Consider the following 26,960-nt stretch of genomic DNA (forward strand, 5'->3'; position numbering starts at 1 on the left):
TCAGAACGGACGGCTCTCCCCCGCGACCGACAGCGGGGCACCCCCGCCTGCGCCGGCTTCCGCGCCGACCGTCTCGGCGCCGCCCGCGCCCTCGTCGCCGCCGCCGGGGAGGGCCCACGCCTCGTCGGTGGGCTCGTCCGCGTCCTGGCCGTTCGCGGCGGCGGAGGAGTCCGATGACCTGGCCGCCTTCTCGAACCGCGTGGTGCCCCACCGCAGGTCGTGCCCGATGGCATCGGCCACGACATCGGCGCTGACCCCGCGCTTGGCCTCGTTCTCCCACTCGCGCAGGCGCAAGCGGCCGGCGAGGACGACCCGCTGTCCCTTTCGAAGCGAATGCAGGGCGTGAGCGCCGAGGTCGCCGAAGGCGGAGACGTTGTAGTAGTTGGTATGACCGTCCACCCACTCTCCGCGCTCGCGGTCGAGCCTGCGCTCGCCCACTGCGATGCGGAAGGCCGCGATGGGGCCTCCCCCGCGTGTCGAACGCTGTTCCAGCTCGCCGACGATGTTCCCCACCAGGGTGATGTGATCGCTCATGTCCGTGCTTCCTCTCGACGTGGTGTGCGCTCCGGCATCCGTGTGCCCGACGGATGCCGGAGCCACGCCCAGAATGACCTCTTCCACCCGCCCGAGAATCGTCGTATCCGCTCTTCTGGGGAGGGATTGCGACGTCGCCCGCCTGGGGAGGAGTCGACGGTTCACGACACCCGGTCGATGTCGGAGGTTGGTTCTACCGTCATCGCATGAGCACCGCACTGTGGAACGACCTCGCTCCGGCCCCGCGTCCGGCCGGGTGGGGAGCGGCGACGCACGTCGCCGCGGGCCTGTGGCGTATCGCCGACCCGCGCGGCATCGTGGTCGGTCACGTCCGCGCGATCGCCGCCGAAGGGGGCTGGCGTTACGCCGCCGAGCGCTTTCACACCGCCTCCGGCAGTTTCCGACGGCTCGGAGAGTTCTGGTCGTCCGCCGACGCCGTCGAGTGCCTGCGCTACCTGCGGTGAGTGGCCGACCGGTGGGGACGGCACCGCGGCGCGCACGGGGCTGCACCGGTCATCACACGACCGTCGCGAAGTCGGTCCGCGCAGGCACCGCGCTTCCTCCTCGCACGTCGTCCCACGCCCCACGAAGGATGCCGACCGCTCGGCGCAGTGTCGCCGGCGACGCCGTGAACGGCATCCGCAACCGGCGGTCGTGTCCGCCTTCGACCGCGAATCGCGAACCGGCCGACAGTGCCAATCCTCGCGCACGCGCCGCCATGACCAGAGGAGTGCTCAGCGGCTCGCCGATGCTCACCCACAGGGAGACACCTCCGTGAACCTCCGGGATGTCCCATTCGGGGAACACCCGGCGCAGCTCCTCCACGACACAGTCACGACCTTCGCGCAGGAGCGTTCCTCGCTGTGCGGCGATCTCGCCGAGACGAGGAATGAGCCGAGCGGCGATGGCCTGCTCGAGCTCAGGGGTGCCCAGGTCGTGCACCGGACGGCCGCTCGCCAATCTGCGGACGATGTCGGGCGCGGCCCGCACCCACCCGACGCGCAACCCGCCCCACACCGTCTTGCCCAGGGAGCCGACGCGGATGACACGCTCATCGTCGATGAAGGGCGCAGGCCCCGCTGCGCGGTCGATGTCCAGTTGGGCGGTGGTCTCATCGATCACCAGCAGAGTGCCGACCGATTGCGCGCCGAGGAGGAATGCCTCGGTCTCGGTGGTGTCCATGGTGCGGCCGGTCGGGTTGTGGAAGTCGGGCATGAGATACGCCAACGAGGGCAGTGTCCGCGCGAATGTCTGCTCCGCTCGTTCCAGGTCCCACCCGTGAGCGGAGTCGACCGGCACCCCCACCAGGCGAGCGCCCACGCGGCGGAAGGCGTCCGCGGCGTGCGGGTAGGTGGGCGTCTCGATCATGACCCGGTCGGCCCGGTTCAGGAGCACCGAGGCGATCAGGTGGATCGCGCTTTGGGCGCCCGTGGTGACGAGGATCTGGTCGGGAGAGGTTGCGAAGCCCCGGTCGCGATAGTGCTCGGCGATCGCCGTACGCAGCCCGAGGTCGCCGACGACGTCGTAGCCGATCCGCGCCACGAGGGCGGGAGCGTCTTGGACGACCTCGGCAATGACCCCCGGAAGGCCAGGCCACGCCGCCGGGCTCGCCTGCTGCAGGTCGATGGTCTCGGCGTCCAGCTCGTGACGACCGGGATCGGTGCGGCGCAGGGGCAATGTCACGCTGCCACTGCCGCGGAGGCTCTCGATGTGTCCGCTGTCTCGGAGGCTCCGGTACGCGGCCGCAACCGTCGTCCGGCTCACCCCGAGGGCTGCGGCGAGCTCACGCTCGGCGGGAAGCGCGGTGGCGGGAGCGAGCCGGTTGTCCAGACAGAGCAGGCGGACCGCATCTGCCAGAGCCTCATAGGCCGGGCCGTTTCCGCGCCAGCCGCCGAGAGACGAAGCAAGAGTGCGAGCGGATACGCGAGAGTCCATGCGGCCACAATAGTCAAATTGGCATCACTGCAGAAAGCCAATCGGATGATTGGATCGGTCCATGCCTTCTCGGATCGTGCGCCTCTTCGTCGGACTCGTGTTGTACGGCTTCGGCTGTGCCGTCACCGTCGCCGCCGGTCTCGGTGTCGACCCCTGGACCGTCTTCGCGCAGGGACTGTCGCGCGTCTCAGGAATCGGCATCGGCTGGATCACCAACATCGTCGGCCTGGGCGTCCTCCTCCTGTGGATCCCCTTGCGACAGAAGCCCGGTGTCGGAACTGTCGCCAACATCCTGCTCGTCGGCACGAGCCTGCAGCTCGCCCTCGGGTTCCTCCCTCACCCCGACGTGTTCTGGCTCCAGGCGGTCATGCTCGTCGTAGGCGTCGTGCTGGTGGCCGTGGCATCCGGTCTCTATATCGGAGCCCACTTCGGCCCCGGACCGCGCGACGGCCTCATGACGGGAATGAACGCGCGCTTCGGTTGGCCCATCTGGGCGTGCCGGCTCTCGGTCGAGGGGTCCGTCCTGGCCTTGGGATGGCTCCTCGGCGGAACCGTGGGAATCGGCACCGTGGTGTTCGCCGTCGGGATCGGACCCCTGGTCCACCTCGCTCTGCCGCTGTTGGCCGCGCCGAAGCCCGTTGGTCGTCGGCACGACGTGGTGAACGCCTGACCGCGGACGAGCGTCCGACCTCAGTGCTCGCGGAACTCCGGCCGCTCACTCCCGGGTTTCAGGTGCGAGTGCACCGCGTTCTTCGCGATCTCCATGGAGGGGTACACGCCCAGCGGCTCGTCCTTCCCCGCCATGTGGACGCGGTAGCCGTCGGCATCCTTCTGGATCTTCCCGACCACCCCATTGGGCCCGTACGCCACCCAGATGCGTCGTGTCACCGTCTCGGACATGAGTGCTCCTTTGCTCTCGTTGCGCGAAATGTACCGCCGCCCGGCCGGCCGCGCCAGGGGCTGGCTCGGCGGAAGGCGGTCGAGCGATATCCTGATGACGACCCCCAGTAGCTCAGTGGATAGAGCAGCGGCCTTCTAATCCGCCGGTCACACGTTCGAATCGTGTCTGGGGGACCAGAGCCGGCGTCGGGACCCCTCACTAGGATGTGGGGATGGTAAACGCCTCCGAGAACGACCGGCTCGTCTGGATCGACTGCGAGATGACGGGCCTCGACCTCGGCGTCGACGAGCTGGTCGAGATCGCTGTCGTCATCACCGATTTCGAGCTCAACGTGCTCGATCCCGGTTTTCAGATCGTCATCAAGCCCGACGATTCCGCTCTCGCCAACATGGGCGAGTTCGTGACCGACATGCACCGCTCGTCGGGACTGCTCGACGAGATCCCCAACGGCGTGAGTCTCGCGGATGCCGAGTTCCAGACGCTCGAATACATCCAGCGGTTCGCACCCGTCGAGGGCAAGGCACCCCTCGCCGGTAACACCATCGGCACCGACCGCATGTTCCTGGCCAAGTACATGCCGCGGGTCGACCGCTGGCTGCATTACCGCAACGTCGATGTCTCGAGCATCAAAGAACTTTCGCGCCGGTGGTATCCGCGTGCGTACTTCCAGGCGCCGGCCAAGAACGGCGGACATCGTGCCCTCGCAGACATCCGCGAGTCGATCCGCGAACTCGCCTACTACCGCGCCGCGGTGTTCGTGCCGCAGCCGGGCCCCACGAGCGAAGAGGCCAAGGCAGTCTCCGCGGCGGCCGTGTCGTCGTTCGCGCTCGACGTATGACATAATCGTTCAGTTGTCTGCTTCGGCAGACACATGGTGGCTATAGCTCAGTCGGTAGAGCACCGCGTTGTGGTCGCGGGGGTCGCGGGTTCAAGTCCCGTTAGCCACCCCACTACTCGAAGGCCCGGAAGAGCAACGCTCGCCGGGCCTTCGTCGTTCGAGACCGGCACTCCCCCGAGCCATAGAATCGACGAGGGGATGCCGGAGCAAGATGCCGGCCGCCCTCAGACGGCTCGAGACCCCCGGGAGGCCCGCCGTGAACGATGACGTCGACGCGCGCCCGGCGCTCGAGATGGACGCCACGACGTTCGAGAGGCTCGTGGTCGACGAGCTGGATCGGCTTCCCGACGATATGGTCGACGGGCTCGACAACGTGGTGTTCGTCGTCGAAGACCGCCCGGAGGACGGCTCGCTCGATCTGCTCGGCCTGTACGACGGCTGGGCTCTCACCGAGCGAGAGAGGTACGGGGTCGGCGAACTCCCCGACCGCATCATCCTGTATCGCGAACCGCACCTCGCCGCGTGCGACGACGAGACCGAGCTGAGGGACGAGATCCACACCACGCTGGTCCACGAGATCGCGCACTTCTACGGAATCGACGACGAGCGCCTGCACGAGCTGGGGTGGGCATGATGGCGGGCCTGGCCACTCCCGATCTCGACATCGAACGCGAAACGAACCTGTCCGCCGCACCCCCGTCGTCCTGGCAGACGGTCGTGTGGAACGACCCCGTCAACCTCATGAGCTACGTCACCCACATCTTCCGCACCTACTTCGGCTACGACGCCTCCACCGCGAACAGACTGATGCTCGCCGTACACCACGACGGTCACGCCGTCGTCGCCCGCGGGCCCCGAGAGGTCATGGAAGCGCACGTGCAGGCGATGCACGACTTCGGTTTGTGGGCCACCGTCCGGAAGGATCCCGCGTGAGCGAGCGGATCGTCGTCCTCGAGATCAGTGGACTCGAGGCCCTTCACCTCGCCGGCATCGTCGGACAGTTCCGCGATCTGCTTGCGGACTCGCACTCCGAGAACGACCCCGCCATCGAGCGTCTGCTCCCCGACGCGTACCCCGACGACGCTGCCGCGAGCCGCGAGTTCCGCCGCCTCACCGGTTCCGACATCCTCGAGCGCCGGTCTCAGGATGTCGCGACCGTGCTGCACACGCTGGGGCTCGACGGCGCCGATCTCGACCCCGACAGCGACCCCGACGCGACGATCGCCGTGGCCCTCGGCGAGACGGAGGCGCTCGCCTGGATGCGAACCCTGTCGGCGCTCCGGCTGGTCATGGCGACGCGTCTCGGCATCCGGAACGACGACGATCACGACCCCGAGGATCCTCGATACGGCGTGTACGACTGGATCGGATATCGCCTCGACGGCCTCATGGCCGCTCTCGACAGATCCTGACGCCCCTTCTCGTCAGTCGCCCCGACCCGTCGGCCATTCCGGTGCTTCCGGGGGACACTCGATGGGCTCACTCGTGACGCGAGAGGGCTGGACCACGTACCGCCGGCACGCCTGGCCCCAGTAGTCGCCTGTCCGCCAGAGGAGGCTCGCGTCTCGTTCTAAGCGGTAGGCGTCCGCCACGAAGACGTCGCCTTTTTGCGAAAGCAGCCGCAGGTCGAAGGGGAAGAGTGTCTCGCCGGGCGATGCGGGACGGCCGAAAAAGGCGGCGACGTCGCCAGGGGAAGCACCGGGGACGGCAGCCAGGCGTCGCAGCTGTTCAAGGACCTCCCCGTCTGCGTAGGCCGACGCGGCCCGATCTCCCTCGCGCTCGAGCGGAGCGGGTGCTTCTGCGACCGCCCGAGACGCGATCGATGCCACCACGACGGCAACGCCCAACGACGCAAGCCACACGCGCCTCGTTCTGGTCAGCCGGACCATGCCGTGTGACCGATCGTCACGGGATGGTGACGACGAGGTCGGCGAGGTGCGCGGGATCGTGGGCGGCGAGGTGGTGCTCCTCTTGCGCGGCCCACCGGTCCCAGTGAGGGCGGTAGGTCTCGCCGTCGCGACCGAGGGCACGCGTCTTCCGCGACGACAGCGGGGCATCCACCCACACCGACACGTCCGCGACCCGAGCGACCTCGGGAGTCAGAAGGCCGGCGCCCTCCACGAGCAGCGGCAGCGAGGGATCGACGGCATAGGCCTCCGCGCGCGAACCCGTCTCCCAATCCCATCTCTCCCAGACGCCGACGAGACCGCGCGCGTGAGGCGAGAGTATCGTCCGTCGGGCGTAGTCGACGCCGTCGGCCAGGCCATCCCACCCCGGGTAGACATCGTCGAGCGCAACGAGCTGCACGCGACTGCGGCCCGGCCACGTCGCGACGAGGCGCCGGGCCAGGGAGCTCTTCCCCGCGCCGCTGCGGCCGTCGAGGACGACGACGGGATTCGCGGCGCCCACCGCGACGACGCGTGCCGACACGGCAGCCACCGCCGCCGTGAGGGCGTCGTCGACCGGGTCTGCGCTACTTCTTGAGAGCGCGGATGACACGGCTGAGGGCTCGGCCGGCCACCCACACGAACGGGATGCCGACGGCGAGCAGCGAGACGAGATTCGGGTCGAACCGCAGGTCGTCGCCGCGACGGATGTAGGCGCCGAGCGGAAGCGTGTAACCGCCCCCGCCGCCACCGCCGTTCCCCTGCTCGTCGGATCCCCCGCCATAGCCGGCCCAGACGAGGGCGACGGGGACGATGCGCACGCCGTCGACGTCCTGCTGCTCGCCGTAGGCGGAGGTGACGCCGAAGCTCGTGGCCTGCTTGCCGAGTTCCAATGCGATGTTGGGCATGAGCCCACCGTAGCGGCCCGCCGGCGAGCAGCCCAGGGGCGTTGCGTCCGGTGTCCGCGCGTGCCATCGGCGGCGACGGACCTCGCCCGGTGTCGCCTCAGTGGTCGTAGGACGGTCGCGGGTTCGTCGGCAGGGCTCCCCCGCCGCGCGACGGGCCCAGGAGCGATCCTCTCGTCACCGCTCCGCGGCCGAAGCGCGCGGTGGCGCCGTCGAGAGCGCCCTCGACGCGGCGCCACTCGGCGTCGTCGTCCCACAGCGTCGCCGCCATCGCCGCGGGCTTCAACTTCTCGCCTCGCACACCGACCAGGCGCACGGCCTGTCGCCGGTCGAGGGAGTCGAAGAGCTCGATCGCGGCGTCGCCGATGCGTTGGCCGACAGAGGTCGGTTCGTTCAGCGTGCGCGACCGGCTCAGCGTCGTGAAGTCGGAGAAGCGGACCTTGATCGCGATCGTCGACGCCTCGTACTGCTGGCCGCGGAGGCGGGCTCCGACGCGGTCGGCCAGTCGTCGCAGCTCGACGTGCAGCAGGCGCGTGTCGGAGATGTCGGTGTGGAACGTCTCTTCGTGTCCGATGCTCTTCTCGGAACGCCCCGTGTGCACCTCGCGCGCGTCGATCCCGCGGGAGAGGTGCCAGATGCGCTCCCCCATCGCCGACCCGAGGACCTGGTCGAGCGCATGCCGCGGGGTGTCGAGGATGTCGGAGACGAGACGGATGCCGCGCGATTCGAGCGCCTCGGCGGCCTTCGGCCCCACGCCCCACAGCGCCCGCACCGATCGGGGGCGGAGGAAGGCCTCGGTGTCGGCGGCGGCCACGACGAGCAGACCGTCGGGCTTCGAGATCGTCGAGGCCATCTTGGCGACGTGCTTGGTGGCGGCGACACCGATGCTGCAGGTGAGACCCGTCTCGGCCTTCACTCGCGCGCGGAGGTCGCGCGCGATCGTGCCGGGACTCCCCCACAGCCGGCGTGCGCCGCGGACGTCGAGGAAGGCCTCATCGATCGACAGCGGTTCGACGAGCGGCGTGACGTCGTGGAAGATCGCCATGACCTGACGCGACATCTCGGTGTACCGGTGATACGGCGGGTTCACGACGATCGCCGTCGGGCAGAGGCGCAAGGCGATGGCGACCGGCATGGCCGATCTCACCCCGTAGCGGCGCGCCTCGTACGAGGCGCTCGAGACGACACCGCGCCCCTCGGACCCGCCGATGATCAAGGGCTTGCCCGCGAGCGAGGGGTCGTCGAGCACGGCGACCGACGCGAAGAACGCGTCCATGTCGACGTGCAGGATGCCGGTCCCCGTGTCGTCGGCGTCGGGGCGCGAGACGATGCGTCCCGATCCGTCGCCTCGTCCCATGGCATCCATTCTCCCTCGGACCTCCGACATCGGCCCCGGTGCGGGCGTCGAAGCCCGGAATGACGGATGCCACGACCCCGAGCCGTGCGAGACGGCCGAGGTCGTGGCATCCGGTGTCCTACTGAGCGGCGCGCTCGAGGACCAACTCACGCACGCGCGCGGCGTCGGCCTGGCCCTTCATCGCCTTCATGACCGCGCCGATGACGGCACCGGCGGCCTGCACCTTGCCGTCGCGGATCTTGGCGAGCACATCGGGCTGAGCCGCGAGCGCTTCGTCGATCGCGGCGATGAGCGCTCCATCGTCGGAGACGACGGCGAGACCGCGCGCGTCCACCACCTCTTGCGGGGTGCCCTCGCCGGCGATGACGCCCTCGAGCACCTGACGCGCGAGTTTGTCGGTGAGCGTTCCGGCGTCGATCAACTTCTGCAGCGCGGCGACGTTCTCGGGCGACACGAGGTCGGCTGCGTCTCGCTCCTGCGCGTTGGCGACGCGGGTGATCTCCCCCGTCCACCACTTGCGCGCCGACGCGGGCGCGGCGCCCGCGGAGATGGTGTCGGCCACCGCGTCGAGCAGACCACCGTTCGCGACGTCCTGGAACTCGAGGTCGGTGAAGCCCCACTCGCCCTTTAGACGGCGTCGGCGCGCGGCCGGCGGCTCGGGAAGAGCAGCGCGAAGCTCGTCGATCAGCTCGGGCGCGGGCACGACCGGCAGCAGGTCGGGCTCGGGGAAGTAGCGGTAGTCGTCCGCATCGGACTTCGGACGACCCGGGGACGTGCGGCCGGTGTCCTCGTGCCAGTGGCGGGTCTCCTGCGTGATCGTGCCGCCCTTGGCGAGGATGGCCGCCTGACGCTGGATCTCGTAGCGGACCGCGCGCTCGACGGATCGCATCGAGTTGACGTTCTTCGTCTCGGTGCGGGTACCGAGCTTCTCCTGGCCCCGGGGACGCAGGGACACGTTGGCGTCGCAGCGGAGGTTTCCGCGCTCGAGCTTGGCCTCGGAGATTCCGAGACCGCGCACGATGTCGCGGATCGTGGCGACGTACGCCTTCGCCAGGGCCGGGGCCGAGTGCTCGGCGCCGAAGATCGGCTTGGTGACGATCTCGACGAGCGGGACGCCGGCGCGGTTGTAGTCGACGAGCGAGTACTCGGCGCCCTGGATACGACCGGTCGAGCCACCCATGTGGGTGAGCTTGCCCGCGTCTTCTTCCATGTGCGCGCGCTCGATCGGCACGGTGACGATCGTGCCGTCTTCGAGCTCGACCTCGACCGAGCCCTCGAAGGCGATCGGCTCGTCGTACTGCGAGATCTGATAGTTCTTGCCGAGGTCGGGGTAGAAGTAGTTCTTCCGCGCGAACCGGCTCGACGGTGCGATGGAGCAGCCGAGGGCGAGGCCCAGGCTGATCGACGAACGGATCGCCTCGGCGTTCACCACCGGCAGGGCGCCGGGAAGACCCATGTCCACCGGCGCGACGAGGGTGTTCGGCTCGGCGCCGTGGTGGGCTTCGTTCGCCGGATTCGGCGCGGCCGAGAACATCTTGGTCGCCGTGTTCAGCTCGACGTGCACCTCGAAGCCGAGGACCGGCTCGAACAGCTCGAGCGCCTCGTCGAAGTCCATGAGTGCGTCTTTCGCCATCAGAGCGACGCTCCGTTCGTGAGGGAAGGGGCTTTGTCGAGAAGAGGTCCGCCCCACTGGTCGACCAGCAGCGCCTCGAGAGCCGCGCCGACGCGGTACAGACGCGCGTCTTCGCGAGCGGGAGCGAGGAACTGGATGCCGACGGGCAGGCCGTCCTCGGCCGCGAGACCGCTGGGAACCGAGATGCCGGGAACGCCCGCGAGGTTCGCGGGGATCGTCGTCACGTCGTTGAGGTACATCTGCAACGGGTCGTCGATCTTCTCGCCCAGGCGGAACGCCGTGGTCGGCGCCGAGGGGGTCGCGATCACGTCGACCTGCGCGAAGGCGGTGTCGAAATCCTGCTGGATGAGCGTGCGCACCTTCTGCGCGCTGCCGTAGTAGGCGTCGTAGTAACCCGCCGACAGGGCGTACGTGCCGAGGATGATGCGGCGCTTGACCTCGGGGCCGAAGCCGGCGTCACGCGTCGCGGCCATGACGTTCTCTACCGTGGCTGCTCCCTGCGGGGTCACCCGCATGCCGAAGCGCACGGAGTCGAACTTCGCCAGGTTGCTCGAGGCCTCGGCGGGCAGGATCAGGTAGTACGCGGCGACGCCGTACTCGAAGTGCGGGGCGCTGATCTCGACGATCTCGGCGCCCTGCGCCTCCATGGTCGCCAGCGACGCGCGGAACGAGTCCGACACGCCTTTCTGGAAGCCGCGGTCGTCGAGTTCGCGGATGACGCCGACCTTGAGGCCTGTGAGCACCTGACCGGTCGCTCCCTCGCGGGCGGCCGCGGCGAACGAGGGCCACGCGTCCGAGAGCGACGTCGAATCGTTCGCGTCGTGCCCTCCGATGACGTCGTGCAAGAGCCCCGCGTCGAGCACGGTGCGCGTGACCGGCCCGACCTGATCGAGGCTGGATGCCAGAGCGATCGCGCCGTACCGGCTGACCCCGCCGTACGTGGGCTTCACGCCCACCGTGCCGGTGACGTGCGCGGGCTGACGGATCGAGCCACCGGTGTCGGAGCCGAGGGCGAGGGGCGCCTCGAAGGCGGCGACGGCAGCGGCGGATCCTCCGCCGGACCCGCCGGGGATGCGATCGAGGTCCCAGGGGTTGTGCGTGGCGCCGTACGCCGAGAACTCGGTCGAGGAGCCCATGGCGAACTCGTCCATGTTGGTCTTGCCGAGCGGCACGAGACCCGCGGCGCGAGACCGCGCGACGACGGTGGCGTCGTAGGGCGACATGTAGCCCTCGAGGATCTTGGAACCACTCGTCGAGGGCATGTCGGTCGTGACGAGCACGTCCTTGATCGCCAGCGGGACACCCGCGAGCTCGTGGAGCTGCTCGCCGGCAGCGCGGCGGCGGTCGATATCGGCCGCGACCTCGAGAGCGTGGTCGCTCACGTGCAGGAACGCGTGCACGGCGCCGTCCACGGCGGCGATGCGATCCAGGTGAGCCTGCGTCGCCTCGACGCTCGAGACCTCGGACGACGACAGCTTGGCAGCGAGTTCGGCGGCGGACAGGCGGGTGAGATCGGTCACTGCTCTTCTCCCAGGATCGCGGTCACGCGGAATCGGCCGTCGGCCTGGTCCGGGGCATTCCGCAGCACCTGCTCGCGCGTCAGCTGCTGCTGCACGACGTCGGGGCGGAAGACGTTCTCGAGCGGGATCGGGTGGCTCGTCGCGACGACCTCGGGGGTCGCCACCTCGGACACCTTCGCAATGTTGTCGACGATGGCATCCAGCTGGCCGGTCAGGCTCTGGACCTCCTCGTCGCTCAACTGGATCCGGGCGAGCACACCGAGATGGCGCACGAGATCAGGAGTGATTTCAGACACTCAGTCAGTCTAGTTCGCGCACCGTGCCGCGCCCGCCTCGACCCCGTCGCGCGCTCACCCTAGGCTGGCCGCGTGACGAGTTTCGATCCGCCGCGCCCCTGGACCTCGAGCTACGCCGCGGGGGTGCCCGAAGATCTGGACCCTCAGAGCGGGTCTCTCGTCGACATCGTCGACGCCTCGGTACGGGATTATCCGGACGCCCCGGCCCTGCAGTTCTTCGGCCGCGAGACCACCTACGCCGAGATGTCAGCCCAGATCGCCCGCGTCGCGGCCGCTCTCGCCGAGCGGGGAGTCGTCGCAGGAGACCCGGTCGCCATCGTGCTGCCGAACTGCCCGCAGCACATCGTGGCGTTCTACGCCGTGCTGCGCCTCGGTGCGGTCGTCGTCGAGCACAACCCGCTCTACACGCCGCGCGAGCTGCGCAAGCAGTTCGAGGACCACGGCGCCAAGCACGCGATCGTGTGGAGCAAGGTCGTCGCCACCGTGCAGGACTTCCCCGCCGATCTACGAGTCGACACGCTCGTGTCCGTCGATGTGACCACGGCCATGCCGATGCGCACCCGCCTCGCCCTGCGCCTGCCGATCCCCCGGGCGCGCGAAGCCCGCGCCGCCCTGACGACGAAGACACGGGATGCCGACGACTGGGCGGACCTCCTCCGCCACGCCCCCCTTCCCGAGACGCACCCGCGGCCGGGCTCGACGGACCTGGCGATCATCCAGTACACGAGCGGCACGACCGGAACCCCCAAGGGGGCGATGCTCACCCACGCGAACCTCCTCGCCAACGCCGCTCAAGCGCGGGCATGGGTGCCGCAGATCGTGCGCGGTGAGGGCTGCGTCGTCTACGCGGTGCTCCCGATGTTCCACGCCTACGGGTTGACGCTGTGCCTGACCTTCGCGATGTCCATGGGCGCGCGTCTGGTGCTGTTCCCGAAGTTCGACCCCGACCTCGTCCTGGAGGTGACGAAGAAGCACCCCGCGACCTTCCTGCCGCTGGTCCCTCCGATCGCAGAGCGGCTGCTCGCTGCGGCGGACGAGAAGGGGGTGTCCCTCACCGGAACCGACGTCGCCATCTCGGGGGCCATGGCGCTCCCGCACTCCCTCGTCGTACCGTTCGAACAGGCGACGGGTGGGTTCCTCGTCGAGGGGTACGGGCTGAGCGAGTGCTCCCCCGTGCTCATGGCCAACCCCGTCGCGGCCAACCGGGTTGCGGGCACCGTCGGTCTGCCTCTCCCCGGTACCGAATGCCGGGTCGTCGACCCCGACGACCCGCGCATCGACGTCGAGCGCGGCGAGCTGCTCGTGCGCGGCCCCCAGGTGTTCTCGGGCTATTACGGCAAACCAGAAGAGACCGAGGCGGTCTTCGTCGACGGGTGGTTTCGCACCGGCGACATCGTCACGATCGACGATGGCGGATTCGTCCGCATCGTCGACCGCATCAAGGAGCTCATCATCACGGGCGGGTTCAACGTCGCCCCGACCGAGGTCGAGAACGTGCTGCGCCAGCATCCCTCGGTCGCAGATGTCGCGGTCATCGGAATGCCGAGCGAGCACTCCGGCGAGGAGGTCGTCGCAGCCGTGGTGCCGTCGACGCCGGACGACTTCGACGCCGAAGCGGTGCGAGCGTTCGCACGCGGCATCCTGACGCCGTACAAGGTGCCCAAGCGCATCGTGGTGGTCGATGAGCTCCCCCGCTCGCTGATCGGCAAGGTGCTGCGCCGCCAGGTACGCGACCGACTTCTCGAGGGCTGACGATTCCCCTGCTACATCCGGGCCCCGCGCGCAAGGGCAGGGGTGAATTGGCGTGCGCGCGCCCCGGATCGATACCGTCGGAGTAATCCGGGCCATGTGACGCCCGGACGTGACCTTTGGGGGGACTCACATGATCATCAAGCGCGCTCCATTCGCTCTCGTCGCAGCCTCGGCGCTGCTCCTTCTCGCTGGCTGCTCGGGCGGCTCAGGAACTGCCGAGTCGAGTGACGACAGCATGGCCGACGGCGGCACCACGACGACACAGGAGACGACGGCACCCGCGACGCCGTCGGCGCCCGCCGGTGACCAGACCAAGGCAGAGGCCTGCGACATCGTGCGCGAACAGTTCCAGGCCGTCAGCGGTGCGGGCAGCACGGTCAACAGCTCCGACCCGCAGGCGACGTTGACGGCGTTCAAGCAGCTCGCTTCCGACGTGGGCACGCAGTTCTCGTCGATCACGAACGAAGAGATCGCGCCCTCTGCCCAGAAGGCGAGCGGCGCACTGAACGACTACGCCGCGTACCTCGAGACCGTCGTGGCCGACCCGTCCAAGGCCAGCGGCCTCAGCGACCAGATCAGCACGCTGCAGGCGAGCTTCACCGAGGCGGCTACGGCCTGCGCCGGTTGACGCGACGCACGACGGAACGACAGGAGGGCGGGGGCTTCAGCTCCCGCCCTCCTCGTCTCTCAGCCCTCGGAAGCGGCCGGCCCGTCCTCGGCGTCGAGCCCATCCGTGGATGCCCGGCCCGTTGCAGCGTCGAGAGCCGCAGGGCCCTGCTCCACGAGGATGCGGAACTGCGCAGCATCCAAGATCCGCAGACCCAGTTCTTCCGCCTTGGCGAGCTTCGACCCCGCGCCCGGACCTGCGGCGACGAAGTCGGTCTTCTTCGAAACGCTCGACGCTGCCTTGCCACCCGCCGAGAGGATCGCCTCTTGCGCACCCTCACGGGTGTATCCCTCCAGCGAGCCGGTGGCCACGACCGTCAGACCCGCCAGCACCCCGCCCGCGGCCGCCGCCGCCCCCGGCCCGGGATGACCGGGGATCGAGAAGCGCACCCCGGCGGCCTCCCACCGCTCGACGATCTCGCGATGCCAGTCGACCTCGAACCAATCGATCACGGCATCGGCGATGATCGCCCCCACGCCCTCGACGGCGGCGAGCTCTTCCCGCGAAGCCGCGCGAATGGCATCCAGCGATCCGAACCACTGCGCGAGAGCGCGGGCCGCAACGGGACCGACGTGTCGGATGTTCAGCGAGACGAGCAGCCGCCACAGATCTTTCGTCTTGGCCTTCTCGAGTTCGACGATGAGCTTCGTCGCCTGCTCCGAGGGGCGGACCTCGCGATAGTCCTTGCGGATGCCGCGCCGACGGCGCTCCGCGGGATCGAGGTCTTCGGAGCCCGGAGGGTACGTCGCGGGCGAGAGCTTCTGGAAGGGCAGACGCCGCACGAGCTCGCCGGAGTCGGGGTCGACTTTTCGCTCGCCCGTCTCGGAGTCGCGCACGACGACCTCGATCGGCACGAGTTCCTCGACGGTCAGGTCGAACAGTCCCGCCTCGGTGTCGAGCGGAGGCTCATCGGGTACCTCGGGCTGCGTCAACGCTGCTGCCGTGACCTCGCCCAGCGCTTCGATGTCGAGCGCGCCGCGCGAGCCGATGTGCTCGACACGTCCGCGCACCTGCGCGGGGCAGGAGCGCGCATTCGGGCAACGCAGGTCGATATCGCCCTCTTTCGCCGGGCGCAGAGGAGTGCCGCACTCAGGGCAGTCCGCGGGCATGACGAACGCACGCTCGCTGCCGTCGCGCAGCTCGACCACGGGCCCGAGAACCTCGGGGATGACGTCGCCCGCCTTTCGCAGCACGACCGTGTCGCCGATCAGCACGCCCTTGACCTTCACGACGTCCTGGTTGTGCAGGGTGGCCTGGCGGACGACGCTGCCGGCGACCTTGGCGGGCTCCATCACAGCGAAGGGGGTCGCGCGACCCGTGCGTCCGACCGACACCACGATGTCGAGCAGCTTGGTGTTCACCTGCTCGGGCGGATACTTGAAGGCGATCGCCCAGCGCGGAGCCCGGCTGGTCGCCCCGAGCTCGTCGTGGAGCGCGAGCTCGTCGACCTTGACGACGACGCCGTCGATCTCGTGCTCGACGTCGTGGCGATGCTCTCCGTGGTGCGCGACGAAGCCCAGGACGCCGTCGATCGTCGACTCGACGCGGGAGTACGGCGAGGTGGGCAGTCCCCAGGAAGCCAGCAGATCGTAGATCTCGCTCTGGGCGGCCACGGGAGGGTTCTGCCAGGCCCCGACGCCGTGCACGTAGAGCTTGAGGGAGGCGATGCGCGCGAGACCGGCCTCGAGTTCGAGGCCCGTCTTCTTCTCGATCTGCTGGCGCAGTCCGCCGCTGGCCGCGTTGCGGGGGTTGGCGAACGCGGGGAAACGTCGGGCCGCGGCGATCTCGGCCTTCTCTTCGTCGAAGGCGCGCCCCCCTCGTCGGCCGGCGGCCCGCTCGCGCGCCTCGGCGAACGCCCGCCGGCGGAACTCGTCCTGCATTCGGTTGAGGTTCTCGAATGCGGCGACGGGGATGAAGACCTCGCCGCGCACCTCCACCATCGGCGGATGCCCTTCTCCCGCGAGCTCGCGCGGGATGTCGGCCAGACGCAGAGCGTTCTCGGTGACGATCTCTCCGACTCGCCCGTCGCCGCGGGTCGCGGCGGAGGTGAGCACGCCGTCTTCGTAACGCAGACTGATGGCGAGCCCGTCGATCTTGAGCTCGCTGAGCCAGTGCACGGCGCGCCCCGCGGCGGCCTCGGTCTTGACGGCCCAGTCGCGCAGCTCCTCGGGTGAGAAGACATTGTCGAGGCTGAGCATGCGTTCGGCGTGCTCGATCGTCGCGAGGTCGGTGGCCTCGGCCGCACCCACCGACAACGTCGGACTGTCTTGCCCCTGGAGCTCGGGGTGCAGACGCTCGAGGGCCTCGAGCCGGTGCATCCATCCGTCGTACGTCGCGTCGTCGACGACCTCGGCGTCTCGCCCGTAGTACGCGTCGCGCGCCCCGATGATCCGCTGAGTGAGGTCCGCGGCCTCGGCGCGCGCCTCGTCGAGGGTGATATCGGGAAGCTGATCGTGCTCGGTCACGCATCCAGCTTAGGGAGGGGTTCCGACATCGACCCCGAGCTGCCACCTGTCCACCACACCCTCGACAGCTTCTCGGGGTTCGATACGCGTCGGACCCCGGCGATCAGTCCACCCCTCATCTCGAGGGAGATGACGTCGGCCATCCCGCCCACCGAGAGCGAGAGCCCCCTCTCGCCGTTGACGTCGACGACCCCGACGGAGATCGCGGCGCCGGAAGCCGCCGCCTTGTCCAGGATGCCGACGAAGAAGCGGACGATCCTCTCGGCGCCGAAGATGGGATTGAGAGCGCTCTTGACCCGCCCGCCTCCGTCCGCCCAGAGGATCGCGTCGTCGGTGAGGATGCCCGCCACGCCCGCGACGTCTCCCGTCTCGATGGCGGTGACGAGAGCACGCACCGCCGCGACGTCAGCCCCTGACGCCGACGGCTCGTCGCGCAGCTGGAGCCTTTTCTCTCCGCGCGAGATCAGCTGTCGCACCGATGCGGGTGAGCGATCGAGGATTCGCGCGATCTCGACGGACGTCATTGCGAACGCCCGATGAAGCACCACCGCGGCACGTGCCGCGGGCTCCAGCTGCTCAGCGAGGTGCAGGACCGCCAGCGACAGCATCTCGCGGTCCGCGACCACGTCATCGGGCAGACGCTCGGTGGCGACCGGCTCCGGCAACCACGGCCCCGGATACTCCTCGCGAGCGGACTGCACCCGACGCAACTGGTCGATGGATCGTCTGACACACACCGTCGTCAGCCATGCCGCCCACGAGCGCACGTCGTCACCGCTGCTCTCCGCCCGCAGTGCCTCGAGGGCGACGTCCGAGACGATGTCCTCGGCAGCGCCGAAGTCGCCGAGCATTCGATAGGCGATTCCCACGAGTCGATTCCGCTCCGTGCTCCACGCGAGGCTGGCCGTGGTCACGTCGCCGAGGCTACCGGCACGGCTGACGAAGCTCATGCGACGGGGTGGGCGGCGTCGACCGGCGGCGTCATCCCCGTCGCCAGAGCGATGCGATTCCACACGTTGATCGTCGCGATGGCGACCACGAGGGAGCCCAGCTCCTTCTCGGAGAAGAAGACGGCCGCTCGTTCCCACACCTCATCGGTCACGCTCTCCGGCCCGACGAGCGTCACGGCATCGGTCAGCGCGAGGACCGCGCGTTGACGGTCGTCGAGAAGCTCACCGGCGTGCTGCCAGGCCGCGACCGCATGAAGCGTCCGCGCGGGTACGCCGTGCGTCGCGGCAGCGGTGGCGTGCATGTCGACACAGAAGCCGCATCCGTTGAGGATCGAGGCCCGCAGTTTGAGCAGCTCGTAGAGCGTCTTGTCGACGTGGGTGCGCGCGTACGCCTCGAGGGCGAGCACGGCGGCGTAGCCGCCGCGGTTGGTGCGGGACAGGTCGATACGGGTCATCGGGGACTCCTCGCGGTAACGGACGCGAACATCGCGTCTCTGAGAGGAGTCGGATGCCGACAGCGAAGTGTGACAGCCCTCAGGCCTCGACCGGGACCGCCGACACCGTCCGGTCGATCGTGAACTGTCCGAGCACGCGCGTGCCGTCGTAGAGCACCGCGGTCTGCCCGGGCGCGACGCCGTCGAACGGCGTCTCGGGGCGCACCGTGAGGACGCCGTCGGCGATCTCCGCCGTCGCGGGAACGGGATCGGCGTGCGCGCGGATCTGCGCGTGGCACGCGAACGAGCCCGACGAGGGCGCCCGCCCGGCCCAGGTGAAGCGCTCCCCCGCGATCTCGGAGCACGCGAGCGCCTCCTTGGGGCCGACGACGACGGTGTTGTTGATCGGACGCACTTCGAGGACGAAGCGGGGCTTGCCGTCCGCCGCCGGGACGCCCAGCTGCAAGCCGCGGCGCTGCCCGACGGTGAAGGCGTGCGCTCCCTCATGGGTGCCCACGACGGCGCCCGTGCGGTCGAGGATCTCACCTCGCTCGGCACCCACCTTGTCGGCGAGCCAGCCGCGCGTGTCGCCATCGGGGATGAAGCAGATGTCGTGACTGTCGGGCTTCTGCGCCACGGAGAGCCCGCGCTGCTCCGCCTCGGCGCGCACGAGCGCCTTCGAGGGGGTCGATCCGAGCGGGAAGTACGTATGGGCGAGCTGCTCCGCCGTGAGCACGCCGAGCACATAGGACTGGTCCTTGGCGTTGTCGGAGGCCCGGTGCAGCTCGCGCCCCTCGGGCGTGTCGACGAGCGTGGCGTAGTGCCCGGTGCACACCGCATCGAAGCCGAGTTCGAGCGCACGCTCGAGCAGCGCTGCGAACTTGATCTTCTCGTTGCACCGCATGCAGGGGTTCGGCGTGCGGCCCGCGCGGTACTCCGACACGAAATCGTCGATGACGTCGTCGCGGAACCGCTCCGAGAAGTCCCACACGTAGAACGGCATGCCGAGCTTGTCAGCCGCCCGCCGCGCGTCCATCGCATCTTCGATCGTGCAGCACCCACGGCTGCCGGCCCGCAGCGTGCCGCCGGCGCGAGAGAGCGCCAGGTGCACGCCGACCACGTCGTGACCCGCCTCCACCGCGCGGGCCGCAGCCACCGCGGAGTCGACTCCACCGCTCATCGCCGCCAGAACTCGCATCGTCCCAGTCTACGAACGTCGGTCTGAACGGGCGCCGGATGCCACGGCACGGGCGTACGCATCGGGAAGACGGGTGAGGACGGCGTCGACGTCGGCGTCAGTGGAGGTGCGGCCGAGGGTGAATCTCAGCACCGAACGGGCCGCGCGATCGTCGAGCCCGAGAGCGAGCACCACGTGCGACGGCTCCGCGACACCGGCCTGACACGCCGACCCCGTCGAGACGGCGATCTGCTCCATGTCGAGCAGGAACATCAGCGTCTCGCCGGCGGCATCCGGGAACAGCACGTGAGCGTTGCCGGGAAGGCGCTCGGTGGGGTGCCCGAGCAACCGGGCCGAGGGAATCGACGACAGGATGCCGGAGACGAGGCGATTCCGCAGCGCTTCGAGACGCACGGCCTCGTCGCTCCGCTCGCGCTCGGCCGCGGTGACCGCGGCGGCGAAGGCCGCGGCTCCGGCGACGTCCTGCGTACCGGCGCGCAGGGCACGCTGCTGCCCGCCGCCGTGGACGAGCGGGGTCAGCCGACCGTGACGCGACACGACGGCCGCGCCGACTCCGACCGGACCGCCGACCTTGTGCGCCGACACCGACATCGCGACGAGCCCGGACGAATCGCCGCCCGTCCCGCGCCACGCGGCGAAGTCGACCGGAATCTGGCCGAGCGCCGAGACGGCGTCGAGATGCAGAGGTACTCCGGCGTCACGTGCGCGGGCCGCGAGGTCGGCGGCATCCTGGATCGTGCCCACCTCGTTGCTCGCGGCGAGGGCCGTGGCGAGGGCCGCACCGGGAAGGGCGCTCGCGAAGGCATCGACGTCGATGCGTCCGAGCGGGTCGAGGGGCACCGCCCGCACCTGCGAGCCCTGCGTCGAGGAGAGCCATGCCACGGCGTCGAGCGTCGCGTGATGCTCACCGTCGGGCAGCACGATCACTCCCGCCCCGGCCGCACGCGACCACCACAGGCCCTTGAGAGCGAGGTTCGCGGCCTCGGTGCCGCCGGAGGTGAAGACCACCTCGATGGGCTGGCACCCGAGGACCGCCGCGACGGCCTCGCGCGCGTCTTCGAGCAGACGGCGGGCCTCCTGCCCCGCGGCATGGATCGAGGAGGGGTTGCCGAGCACGTCGTGCGCGGCGAGCCACGCCTCGCGCGCCTCGGGGCGCAGGGGGGTGGTCGCCGCGTGATCGAGGTAGATCCGCATCGTCGCCCTCCCGGTATCGCCAGCGCCTTTCACTACCCTAAGACGCATGGTCCGACCCGAGACTGTCCTGCCCGCCCGCCCCGCCCTGCTCCGTTCGTCGCTCGACGACCTGGGTGTGCGCCTCGACCCCGACGGCGGCACCCTGCGCGTCTGGTCGGGCTCCGCCGACGCGATGCAGCTGCTCGTCTTCGACGAGGTCGATCTCGACTGGGCGACCGAGACCATCGCCATGACCCCCGTCGGGGGCGGCGTCTTCGAAGCGCGCACTCCCCTGCTCCGGCCCGGTGCCCGCTACGCGATCCGCGTCGGCGGCCCGCACGGCCCGGGGCACACCTTCAATCCGCAGTCGCTGCTCATCGAGCCGTACTCGCGCGGGCTCGTTTCGGGCAGCTACGGCGATTGGCGCTCGGTGGTGGTGGAGGGCTCTTTCGACTGGGGCAGTTCGACGAAGCCTCGCGTACCGCTGGACCGCACGGTGATCTACGAGGGGCACGTGAAGGGGCTCACCAAGCGGCATCCGTTCATCCCGCCCGCCCTGCACGGTACCTACGCGGGACTCGCGCACCCCGCGATGATCGACCACCTGCTCGGGCTCGGCGTGACCAGCGTCGAGCTGTTGCCGGTGCATGCGTTCGCCACCGAACCGCGCCTTCTGCAGCTCGGCCTGTCGAATTACTGGGGGTACAACTCGCTGAACTTCTTCACGCCGCACGCCCCCTACGCCACGGCCGCGAGCCGCGCCGAGGGGCCCGAGGCGGTGCTGCGCGAGTTCAAGGGCATGGTGAAGCTCCTTCACGAGGCCGGCCTGGAGGTGCTCCTCGATGTCGTCTACAACCACACGGCGGAAGAGGGCATCGGCGGCCCCCGCACGAGCTTGCGCGGCATCGACAACAAGGCCTACTACCGCCAGACCGCCGACGGCGCGTACATCGACGAGACCGGCTGCGGCAACGCGCTGAACACCTCGACGGATGCCGCCGCGCGTCTGGTGCTCGATTCGTTGCGGTACTGGAGCGACGACGTGCAGATCGACGGCTTCCGCTTCGATCTGGCGGTCACGCTCGGTCGTGACGAGAACCACTCGTTCACGCCGGACCATGCCCTGCTGAAGGCGATCCGCGACGACGAACGCTTGGCGGGCACCAAGCTCATCGCCGAACCGTGGGACGTCGGCATGGGCGGTTGGCAGACCGGCAACTTCGGAGACGGCTGGTTGGAGTGGAACGACCGCTACCGCGACCGCGTACGCAACTTCTGGCTGAGCGACATCGACTACGCCCGCCGAGCCGACACCGCGCCGGTCGGGATCGGCGGCTTCGCCACACGCCTCGCGGGCTCGTCGAACACCTTCAGCGAGGAGCGCGGCCCCCTCGCGAGCGTCAACTTCGTCACCGCGCACGACGGCTTCACGCTGCGCGATCTCGTCTCGTACGACGTCAAGCACAACCTCGGAAACGGCGAGCAGAACCGCGACGGCGCCGACACGAACCGCTCGTTCAACCACGGCGCCGAAGGCCGGACCGAAGATGAGGGGGTGCTCGCCACGCGGCGCAAGGCGATGCGCAACCTCATGGGCACCCTGCTGCTGTCGGCGGGCGTGCCCATGATCACGGCGGGCGACGAGATGGGACGCACGCAGCGCGGCAACAACAACGCGTACTGCCACGACTCCGCTCTCACGTGGCTCTCGTGGGATCTCGCGGAATGGCAGCGCGACCTCTTCGCCCACACGCAACGGCTGACGCAGCTGCGCCGCGACAACCCCGCGCTCCGCCCCAGGCGGTTCGCCCGGCTCGGCGAGGTCATCCCCTCGGCATCCGTCATGGACTGGTTCGACGAACACGGCGAGACGATGTCGAGCGACCGCTGGAACGACCCCGCGCACCGGACCCTGCAGTACCTGGCCACCTCGACGCCCGAGGACGAAGAGCCCAATCGCGTCCTGCTCGTCGTGCACGGCACCGAGTCCGCCACCGAGATCGTGCTGCCCGGGATCGACGGGGCCGAATACGTCTCCCTCTGGTCGAGCGCTGACGAGAAGCCGTCCGACGACGTCGAGCGCTTCTCACCCGGAGACCTCGTCCCGATCGCGGGTGCCTCGATGCGTCTGTTCCGCGTCGACTGATCCGGACCCGCTGTCAAGGCCGAGCGAAACCGTACGGCGAGGTGGGCGGCCCGCGATAGGTTCGGACCGTGGCCACCACGACGACTCCCTCGCCCGAGCTGCCCTGGCGCAGCGCCGCCTCGATTCCCGTGCGTCCGGTCAAGCCGACGCCCACTTCGCGCAGCGTGGTCACCCCGCGCATCCCCCTGGCTCTCCCGCACCCGAGCGTGCCGGGCGGGCAGTTCCGCCCGTCCGCGTACGTCGGCGAGGCGGTGCCGTTCACCGTCACGGCTTTCCGCGAGGGGCACGACCGGATCGGCGTGCAGTTGCGCCTCTTCTCGCCGTCGGGCGACGAGTCGCTGCACCGCTTGAGCCCGCTGAACGACGGCTTCGACCGCTGGTCGACGCTCGTTGCGCCGCTCGAACAGGGCGTGTGGCGTTTCCGCTTCGAGTCGTTCGCCGACGATTTCGCCACGTGGAAGCACGCCGCCGAACTCAAGATCGCGGCGGGCGTCGACGTCGCTCTCATGCGCGAGATGGGTGCACAACTCTTCGACCGCGCGCGGGGCGAGAAGAAGCGTCCGGGCGTCGACAAAGACCGTCTGTACGACGCGGCCCGCGCGCTCCGCGATCCCGACGTGCACGACGACACGGCCCTTCAGATCGTCCGCGACCCCGAGATCGCCGCGCTGTTCGACGCCCGACCGCTGATGGGTCTGGTCTCGGTCGGACGGGATGCCGAGCTGCTGGTCGAACGCGAGCGCGCCGGCGTGGGCGCGTGGTACGAGTTCTTCCCCCGCTCCGAGGGTGCGCATCGCGCCGAGGACGGATCCGTCATCAGCGGGACTTTCCGCACCGCCGCGGAGCGTCTCCCGGCCGTGGCCGACATGGGCTTCGACGTGGTGTATCTCCCACCGATCCACCCGATCGGTCAGACGAACCGCAAGGGCCCGAACAACACCCTCGTCACCGAGCCGGGAGACCCCGGTTCGCCGTGGGCCATCGGTGCCGCCGCCGGCGGGCACGACACCGTGCACCCCGATCTCGGCACGCTCGACGACTTCCGCGCATTCGTCCAGACCGCTCGGGAGAACGCCATCGAGGTCGCGCTCGACCTGGCGTTGCAGGCCTCGCCCGACCACCCCTGGGTCACGGAGCACCCCGAGTGGTTCACGACCCTCCCCGACGGCTCGATCGCGTTCGCCGAGAACCCGCCGAAGAAGTACCAGGACATCTATCCGATCAACTTCGACAACGACCCCGAGGGCATCCGCGCCGAGGTCCTGCGGATCGTGCGGCACTGGATCGCGCAGGGCGTCACGATCTTTCGCGTCGACAACCCGCACACCAAGCCCCTGCAGTTCTGGGAGTGGCTCATCGCCACCGTCAGCGCCGAGGAGCCCGCAGCGGTGTTCCTCGCGGAAGCATTCACCCGCCCGGCGCCCCTGCAAGGCCTCGCGATGGCCGGATTCCAACAGAGCTACACGTACTTCACGTGGCGCAACACGAAGGAGGAGCTCGAGGAGTTCCTCGGCGGTCTCGCTCACGAGACCTCCGACTTCCTGAGGCCCAACCTGTTCGTCAACACCCCCGACATCCTCACCGAATACCTGCAGTTCGGAGGCCGACCGGCGTACAAGGTCCGCGCCGCGATCGCCGCCACCGCCGCGCCCACCTATGGGGTGTACGCCGGCTACGAACTCTTCGAGAACGTGGCGCGCCCCGGAGCCGAAGAGAACATCGACAACGAGAAGTTCGAATACAAGTTCCGCGACTGGGGCGCCGCCGAGGCCGCAGGAGACTCGCTCGCCCCCTACCTGCGAATGCTCAACGGGGCACGTCGTGCGCACCCGGCGCTGCGGCAGCTGCGGAACCTCGACATCCACTGGAGCGACGACGACTCGATCCTCGTCTACTCCAAGCACCTGGCCGCCGCCCTCTCCCCCACCGGCGAGAGCGACACCATCATCGTCGTCGCCAACGTCGATCCGCATTCCGCCCGCGAGACCACCGTGCACCTCGACACGACCGTGTTCGGCATCGAACCCGGTGCCTCGTACGAGGTCGAAGACCTGGTCACCGGCCAGGTCTGGAGCTGGGCCGACCACAACTTCGTCCGCCTCGACGCCTTCGTCGAGCCGGTGCACGTCCTGCACGTCAAGGAGAACCGATGACAGCTCTTCCCCCCGAGATCCTGGACGCCGTCGCTCACGGCGCCCATCACGACCCGCACAGCGTGCTGGGCGTGCACGAGACGGGCGCGGGGTGGGTCATCCGCTCGCGTCGCCCCCTCGCCCGCGAGGTGGTCGCCGAGCTCGCCGACGGTACGTCTGTCCCGCTCGCGCACGTGCGCGGAGGAATCTGGGAAGCACCCGTCGCGGCCTACCCCGGTGCCTACACCGTTCGCGCGTCCTACGACGGTTCCGAGCACGTGTCCGACGACGGGTACCGGCACGCACCCTCTGTGGGCGAGCTCGACCTGCACCTCATCACCGAGGGCCGTCACGAGGAGCTCTGGCGCGTTCTCGGCGCTCACGTGCGCGAGCTCGACGGTTCGACCGGCACGGCTTTCACCGTCTGGGCTCCCGACGCGCGCGCCCTTCGCGTGATCGGCGACTTCAACGGCTGGGACGGCTCCGGCCACGCCATGCGTTCGATGGGCGGGAGCGGCGTCTGGGAGGTCTTCATCCCCGGTATCGGCGCCGGCACCCGCTACAAGTTCGAGATCCTCACCCGCGCAGGGCAGTGGATCGAGAAGGCCGACCCCATGGCCCGCCTCGCCGAGGTGCCCCCCGCCACGGCATCCGTCGTCACCGACTCGGAGTACGTCTGGGCCGACAGCGACTGGATCGACGAGCGTTCGCGCACGGCGCCGATCGACCGACCGATGTCGATCTACGAACTCCACTTCGGCTCCTGGAAGCCGGGCCTGTCGTACCGCGAAGCGGCAGACGAGATCATCAGCTACGTCGGCGCCCAGGGCTTCACCCACGTCGAGTTCCTCCCCCTCGCCGAGCACCCCTTCGGCGGATCATGGGGCTATCAGGTGTCGGGCTACTACGCCCCGACCAGTCGCTTCGGCTCGCCCGACGACCTGCGTTACCTGATCGACCGCCTCCACCAGGCGGGCATCGGCGTGATCATGGACTGGGTCCCGGGCCACTTCCCCAAGGACGACTTCGCCCTCGCCCGCTTCGACGGCGAGGCACTGTACGAGCACCCCGATCCCCGCCGCGGCGAGCACAAGGACTGGGGAACGCTCATCTTCGACTACGGCCGCAACGAGGTGCGCAACTTCCTCGTCGCGAACGCGCTGTACTGGTTCGAGGAGTTCCACGTCGACGGCCTGCGAGTGGATGCCGTGGCATCCATGCTCTACCTCGATTACTCCCGCAACGACGGCGAGTGGGCGCCCAACCAGTTCGGCGGCCGTGAGAACCTCGAGGCCATCCGCTTCCTGCAGGAGGTCAACGCGACGTCCTACAAGCGTTATCCCGGCATCGCGCTGATCGCCGAGGAGTCGACCAGCTTCCCGGGCGTGACCGCCCCCACCTCGCACGCGGGCCTCGGCTTCGGGTTCAAGTGGAACATGGGGTGGATGAACGACTCGCTGCAGTACATCGGGCGCGACCCCATGTACCGTTCGCACCACGAGGGCGAGCTGTCGTTCTCGTTCGTCTACTCGTTCAGCGAGAATTTCGTCCTGCCGATCAGCCACGACGAGGTCGTGCACGGCAAGGGAAGCCTCTTCGGACGGATGCCGGGCGACCACTGGCAGAAGCTCGCCAACATGCGCGCGTTCCTGGCGTACATGTGGGGCCACCCCGGCAAGCAGCTGCTCTTCATGGGCCAGGAGTTCGGCCAGATGTCGGAGTGGTCGGAGTCACGCAGCATCGACTGGTGGATGCTCGATCAGCCCTCCCACAAGCAGCTGCACTCGTTCGTCGCCGAGCTCAACCGCGTCTATCGCGACCAGGCGGCGCTGTGGGCGCGCGACCACGACGGCGCCGCATTCTCGCGCCTCGGTGCTCCCGCGTGGAACACGAATGTGCTGGCGTTCGCCCGCCGCGACCACCACGGGAACACGATCGCGGTCGTCTGCAATTTCTCGGGTGTCCCGCTGACGGACTTCCCGCTCGATCTGCCCGAATCGGGCATGTGGACCGAGATCCTCAACAGCGACGCCGAGGCGTTCGGAGGTTCCGGTCAGGGTAACTTCGGCGCCGTCGAGACGGACGACCGCGGGAGCGCCACTCTGACCCTCCCGCCCCTCGGCGTGCTCTGGCTCCACCACCGCGCGGGGGGCTGACACCGGCACCACAGACCCCGGGTACGGGACCGCGAGCTGCGTCCCGGTACCCGGGGTGTCTCATGGAGGTACCTTCGCGAAC

General features: G+C 69.3%; 25 protein-coding genes and 2 tRNA genes. 13 read left to right on the plus strand and 14 right to left on the minus strand.

What is annotated here, in order from left to right; all coding sequences use genetic code 11:
* Positions 1–534 (minus strand): single-stranded DNA-binding protein, encoded by a 534-nt coding sequence (locus tag DEU35_RS14220; RefSeq protein ID WP_141377750.1) that lies wholly within the window; start codon positions 532–534, stop codon positions 1–3.
* A gap of 206 nt (positions 535–740) precedes the next feature.
* Here DEU35_RS14220 and DEU35_RS14225 point away from each other — a divergent pair, with 206 nt between their 5' ends.
* Positions 741–998 (plus strand): hypothetical protein, encoded by a 258-nt coding sequence (locus tag DEU35_RS14225; RefSeq protein ID WP_103209032.1) that lies wholly within the window; start codon positions 741–743, stop codon positions 996–998.
* A 52-nt stretch (positions 999–1,050) separates the two neighbouring features.
* Here DEU35_RS14225 and DEU35_RS14230 read toward each other — a convergent pair whose 3' ends face one another.
* The gene (locus tag DEU35_RS14230) at positions 1,051–2,469 is read right to left on the minus strand and encodes a PLP-dependent aminotransferase family protein (protein WP_116239888.1); all 1,419 of its coding nucleotides are present in this window, start codon (positions 2,467–2,469) and stop codon (positions 1,051–1,053) included.
* Between the two features lie 61 nt (positions 2,470–2,530).
* On the opposite strand from DEU35_RS14230, the gene DEU35_RS14235 reads away from it, so the two are divergent.
* Positions 2,531–3,139: a YitT family protein gene (locus tag DEU35_RS14235; RefSeq protein ID WP_116239889.1), complete on the plus strand. Its 609-nt coding sequence runs from the start codon at positions 2,531–2,533 to the stop codon at positions 3,137–3,139.
* A 20-nt stretch (positions 3,140–3,159) separates the two neighbouring features.
* On the opposite strand, the gene DEU35_RS14240 is transcribed toward DEU35_RS14235, so the two are convergent.
* The gene (locus tag DEU35_RS14240) at positions 3,160–3,369 is read right to left on the minus strand and encodes a methyltransferase (protein WP_103209024.1); all 210 of its coding nucleotides are present in this window, start codon (positions 3,367–3,369) and stop codon (positions 3,160–3,162) included.
* Between the two features lie 101 nt (positions 3,370–3,470).
* On the opposite strand from DEU35_RS14240, the gene DEU35_RS14245 reads away from it, so the two are divergent.
* The 6 genes from DEU35_RS14245 (at position 3,471) to DEU35_RS14270 (ending at position 5,620) form a co-directional block, all read left to right on the plus strand.
* Positions 3,471–3,546: transfer RNA gene (locus DEU35_RS14245), tRNA-Arg, on the plus strand.
* 35 nt (positions 3,547–3,581) lie between these two features.
* Positions 3,582–4,208 (plus strand): oligoribonuclease, encoded by a 627-nt coding sequence (gene orn, locus DEU35_RS14250; RefSeq protein ID WP_116239890.1) that lies wholly within the window; start codon positions 3,582–3,584, stop codon positions 4,206–4,208.
* 36 nt (positions 4,209–4,244) lie between these two features.
* Positions 4,245–4,320 (plus strand) — tRNA-His (locus tag DEU35_RS14255).
* Between the two features lie 180 nt (positions 4,321–4,500).
* On the plus strand, positions 4,501–4,842 hold the full coding sequence (locus DEU35_RS14260; RefSeq protein ID WP_103209934.1) for a metallopeptidase family protein: 342 nt from the start codon (positions 4,501–4,503) through the stop codon (positions 4,840–4,842).
* Positions 4,842–5,141, plus strand: coding sequence for an ATP-dependent Clp protease adapter ClpS (clpS, locus tag DEU35_RS14265; protein ID WP_371861623.1), 300 nt, complete (start codon positions 4,842–4,844; stop codon positions 5,139–5,141). Before DEU35_RS14260 ends, clpS begins: the two co-directional genes overlap by 1 nt.
* Complete coding sequence (locus tag DEU35_RS14270; protein WP_246078289.1) at positions 5,138–5,620, plus strand: DUF2017 family protein; 483 nt, start codon at positions 5,138–5,140, stop codon at positions 5,618–5,620. Before clpS ends, DEU35_RS14270 begins: the two co-directional genes overlap by 4 nt.
* Before the next feature lie 493 nt (positions 5,621–6,113).
* Here DEU35_RS14270 and DEU35_RS14280 read toward each other — a convergent pair whose 3' ends face one another.
* From DEU35_RS14280 to gatC, 6 genes are all read right to left on the minus strand, one after another.
* Positions 6,114–6,707 (minus strand): hypothetical protein, encoded by a 594-nt coding sequence (locus DEU35_RS14280; protein WP_246078287.1) that lies wholly within the window; start codon positions 6,705–6,707, stop codon positions 6,114–6,116.
* Positions 6,682–7,002 (minus strand): hypothetical protein, encoded by a 321-nt coding sequence (locus DEU35_RS17480; RefSeq protein ID WP_246078284.1) that lies wholly within the window; start codon positions 7,000–7,002, stop codon positions 6,682–6,684. Before DEU35_RS17480 ends, DEU35_RS14280 begins: the two co-directional genes overlap by 26 nt.
* A 97-nt stretch (positions 7,003–7,099) precedes the next feature.
* Positions 7,100–8,356, minus strand: a complete 1,257-nt coding sequence (locus tag DEU35_RS14285) for a DNA polymerase IV (protein ID WP_116240070.1) — start codon at positions 8,354–8,356, stop codon at positions 7,100–7,102.
* A gap of 118 nt (positions 8,357–8,474) precedes the next feature.
* Positions 8,475–9,989: an Asp-tRNA(Asn)/Glu-tRNA(Gln) amidotransferase subunit GatB gene (gene gatB, locus DEU35_RS14290; RefSeq protein WP_116239894.1), complete on the minus strand. Its 1,515-nt coding sequence runs from the start codon at positions 9,987–9,989 to the stop codon at positions 8,475–8,477.
* A complete protein-coding gene (gene gatA / locus DEU35_RS14295) occupies positions 9,989–11,509 on the minus strand; it encodes an Asp-tRNA(Asn)/Glu-tRNA(Gln) amidotransferase subunit GatA (protein ID WP_116239895.1) in 1,521 nt (506 codons plus the stop codon). Before gatA ends, gatB begins: the two co-directional genes overlap by 1 nt.
* The gene (gene gatC / locus DEU35_RS14300; protein WP_116239896.1) at positions 11,506–11,805 is read right to left on the minus strand and encodes an Asp-tRNA(Asn)/Glu-tRNA(Gln) amidotransferase subunit GatC; all 300 of its coding nucleotides are present in this window, start codon (positions 11,803–11,805) and stop codon (positions 11,506–11,508) included. The genes gatA and gatC overlap by 4 nt, the downstream gene beginning before the upstream one ends.
* Positions 11,806–11,877: 72 nt before the next feature.
* Between gatC and DEU35_RS14305 the strand changes: the two genes are divergently transcribed.
* Both DEU35_RS14305 and DEU35_RS14310 read left to right on the plus strand, forming a co-directional pair.
* A complete protein-coding gene (locus tag DEU35_RS14305; protein WP_116239897.1) occupies positions 11,878–13,557 on the plus strand; it encodes a long-chain-fatty-acid--CoA ligase in 1,680 nt (559 codons plus the stop codon).
* 130 nt (positions 13,558–13,687) lie between these two features.
* Positions 13,688–14,185 carry a hypothetical protein gene (locus tag DEU35_RS14310; RefSeq protein WP_103209001.1) on the plus strand — a complete coding sequence of 166 codons (498 nt, stop codon included), beginning with the start codon at positions 13,688–13,690 and terminating at the stop codon, positions 14,183–14,185.
* Positions 14,186–14,244: 59 nt separating this feature from the next.
* Here the strand turns inward: DEU35_RS14310 and ligA are convergent, their stop codons facing one another.
* The 5 genes from ligA to DEU35_RS14335 form a co-directional block, all read right to left on the minus strand.
* Positions 14,245–16,689, minus strand: a complete 2,445-nt coding sequence (ligA, locus tag DEU35_RS14315) for an NAD-dependent DNA ligase LigA (RefSeq protein ID WP_116239898.1) — start codon at positions 16,687–16,689, stop codon at positions 14,245–14,247.
* Positions 16,686–17,603 (minus strand): sigma-70 family RNA polymerase sigma factor, encoded by a 918-nt coding sequence (locus tag DEU35_RS14320; protein WP_258873569.1) that lies wholly within the window; start codon positions 17,601–17,603, stop codon positions 16,686–16,688. Before DEU35_RS14320 ends, ligA begins: the two co-directional genes overlap by 4 nt.
* A 32-nt stretch (positions 17,604–17,635) precedes the next feature.
* Positions 17,636–18,094, minus strand: coding sequence for a carboxymuconolactone decarboxylase family protein (locus DEU35_RS14325; RefSeq protein ID WP_103208994.1), 459 nt, complete (start codon positions 18,092–18,094; stop codon positions 17,636–17,638).
* A gap of 79 nt (positions 18,095–18,173) precedes the next feature.
* A complete protein-coding gene (mnmA, locus tag DEU35_RS14330; protein ID WP_116239900.1) occupies positions 18,174–19,271 on the minus strand; it encodes a tRNA 2-thiouridine(34) synthase MnmA in 1,098 nt (365 codons plus the stop codon).
* Between the two features lie 9 nt (positions 19,272–19,280).
* Positions 19,281–20,465 carry a cysteine desulfurase family protein gene (locus tag DEU35_RS14335; RefSeq protein ID WP_116239901.1) on the minus strand — a complete coding sequence of 395 codons (1,185 nt, stop codon included), beginning with the start codon at positions 20,463–20,465 and terminating at the stop codon, positions 19,281–19,283.
* Positions 20,466–20,511: 46 nt separating this feature from the next.
* Here DEU35_RS14335 and glgX point away from each other — a divergent pair, with 46 nt between their 5' ends.
* The 3 genes from glgX (at position 20,512) to glgB (ending at position 26,878) form a co-directional block, all read left to right on the plus strand.
* Positions 20,512–22,590: a glycogen debranching protein GlgX gene (glgX, locus tag DEU35_RS14340; RefSeq protein WP_116239902.1), complete on the plus strand. Its 2,079-nt coding sequence runs from the start codon at positions 20,512–20,514 to the stop codon at positions 22,588–22,590.
* A 68-nt stretch (positions 22,591–22,658) separates the two neighbouring features.
* A complete protein-coding gene (locus DEU35_RS14345; protein ID WP_174799689.1) occupies positions 22,659–24,743 on the plus strand; it encodes a maltotransferase domain-containing protein in 2,085 nt (694 codons plus the stop codon).
* Positions 24,740–26,878 (plus strand): 1,4-alpha-glucan branching protein GlgB, encoded by a 2,139-nt coding sequence (gene glgB, locus DEU35_RS14350; protein WP_116239903.1) that lies wholly within the window; start codon positions 24,740–24,742, stop codon positions 26,876–26,878. The genes DEU35_RS14345 and glgB overlap by 4 nt, the downstream gene beginning before the upstream one ends.
* The last annotated feature ends 82 nt before the right edge of the window (positions 26,879–26,960 follow it).

This window comes from Microbacterium sp. AG157 (genome assembly GCF_003385695.1).
Classification (GTDB): domain Bacteria; phylum Actinomycetota; class Actinomycetes; order Actinomycetales; family Microbacteriaceae; genus Microbacterium; species Microbacterium testaceum.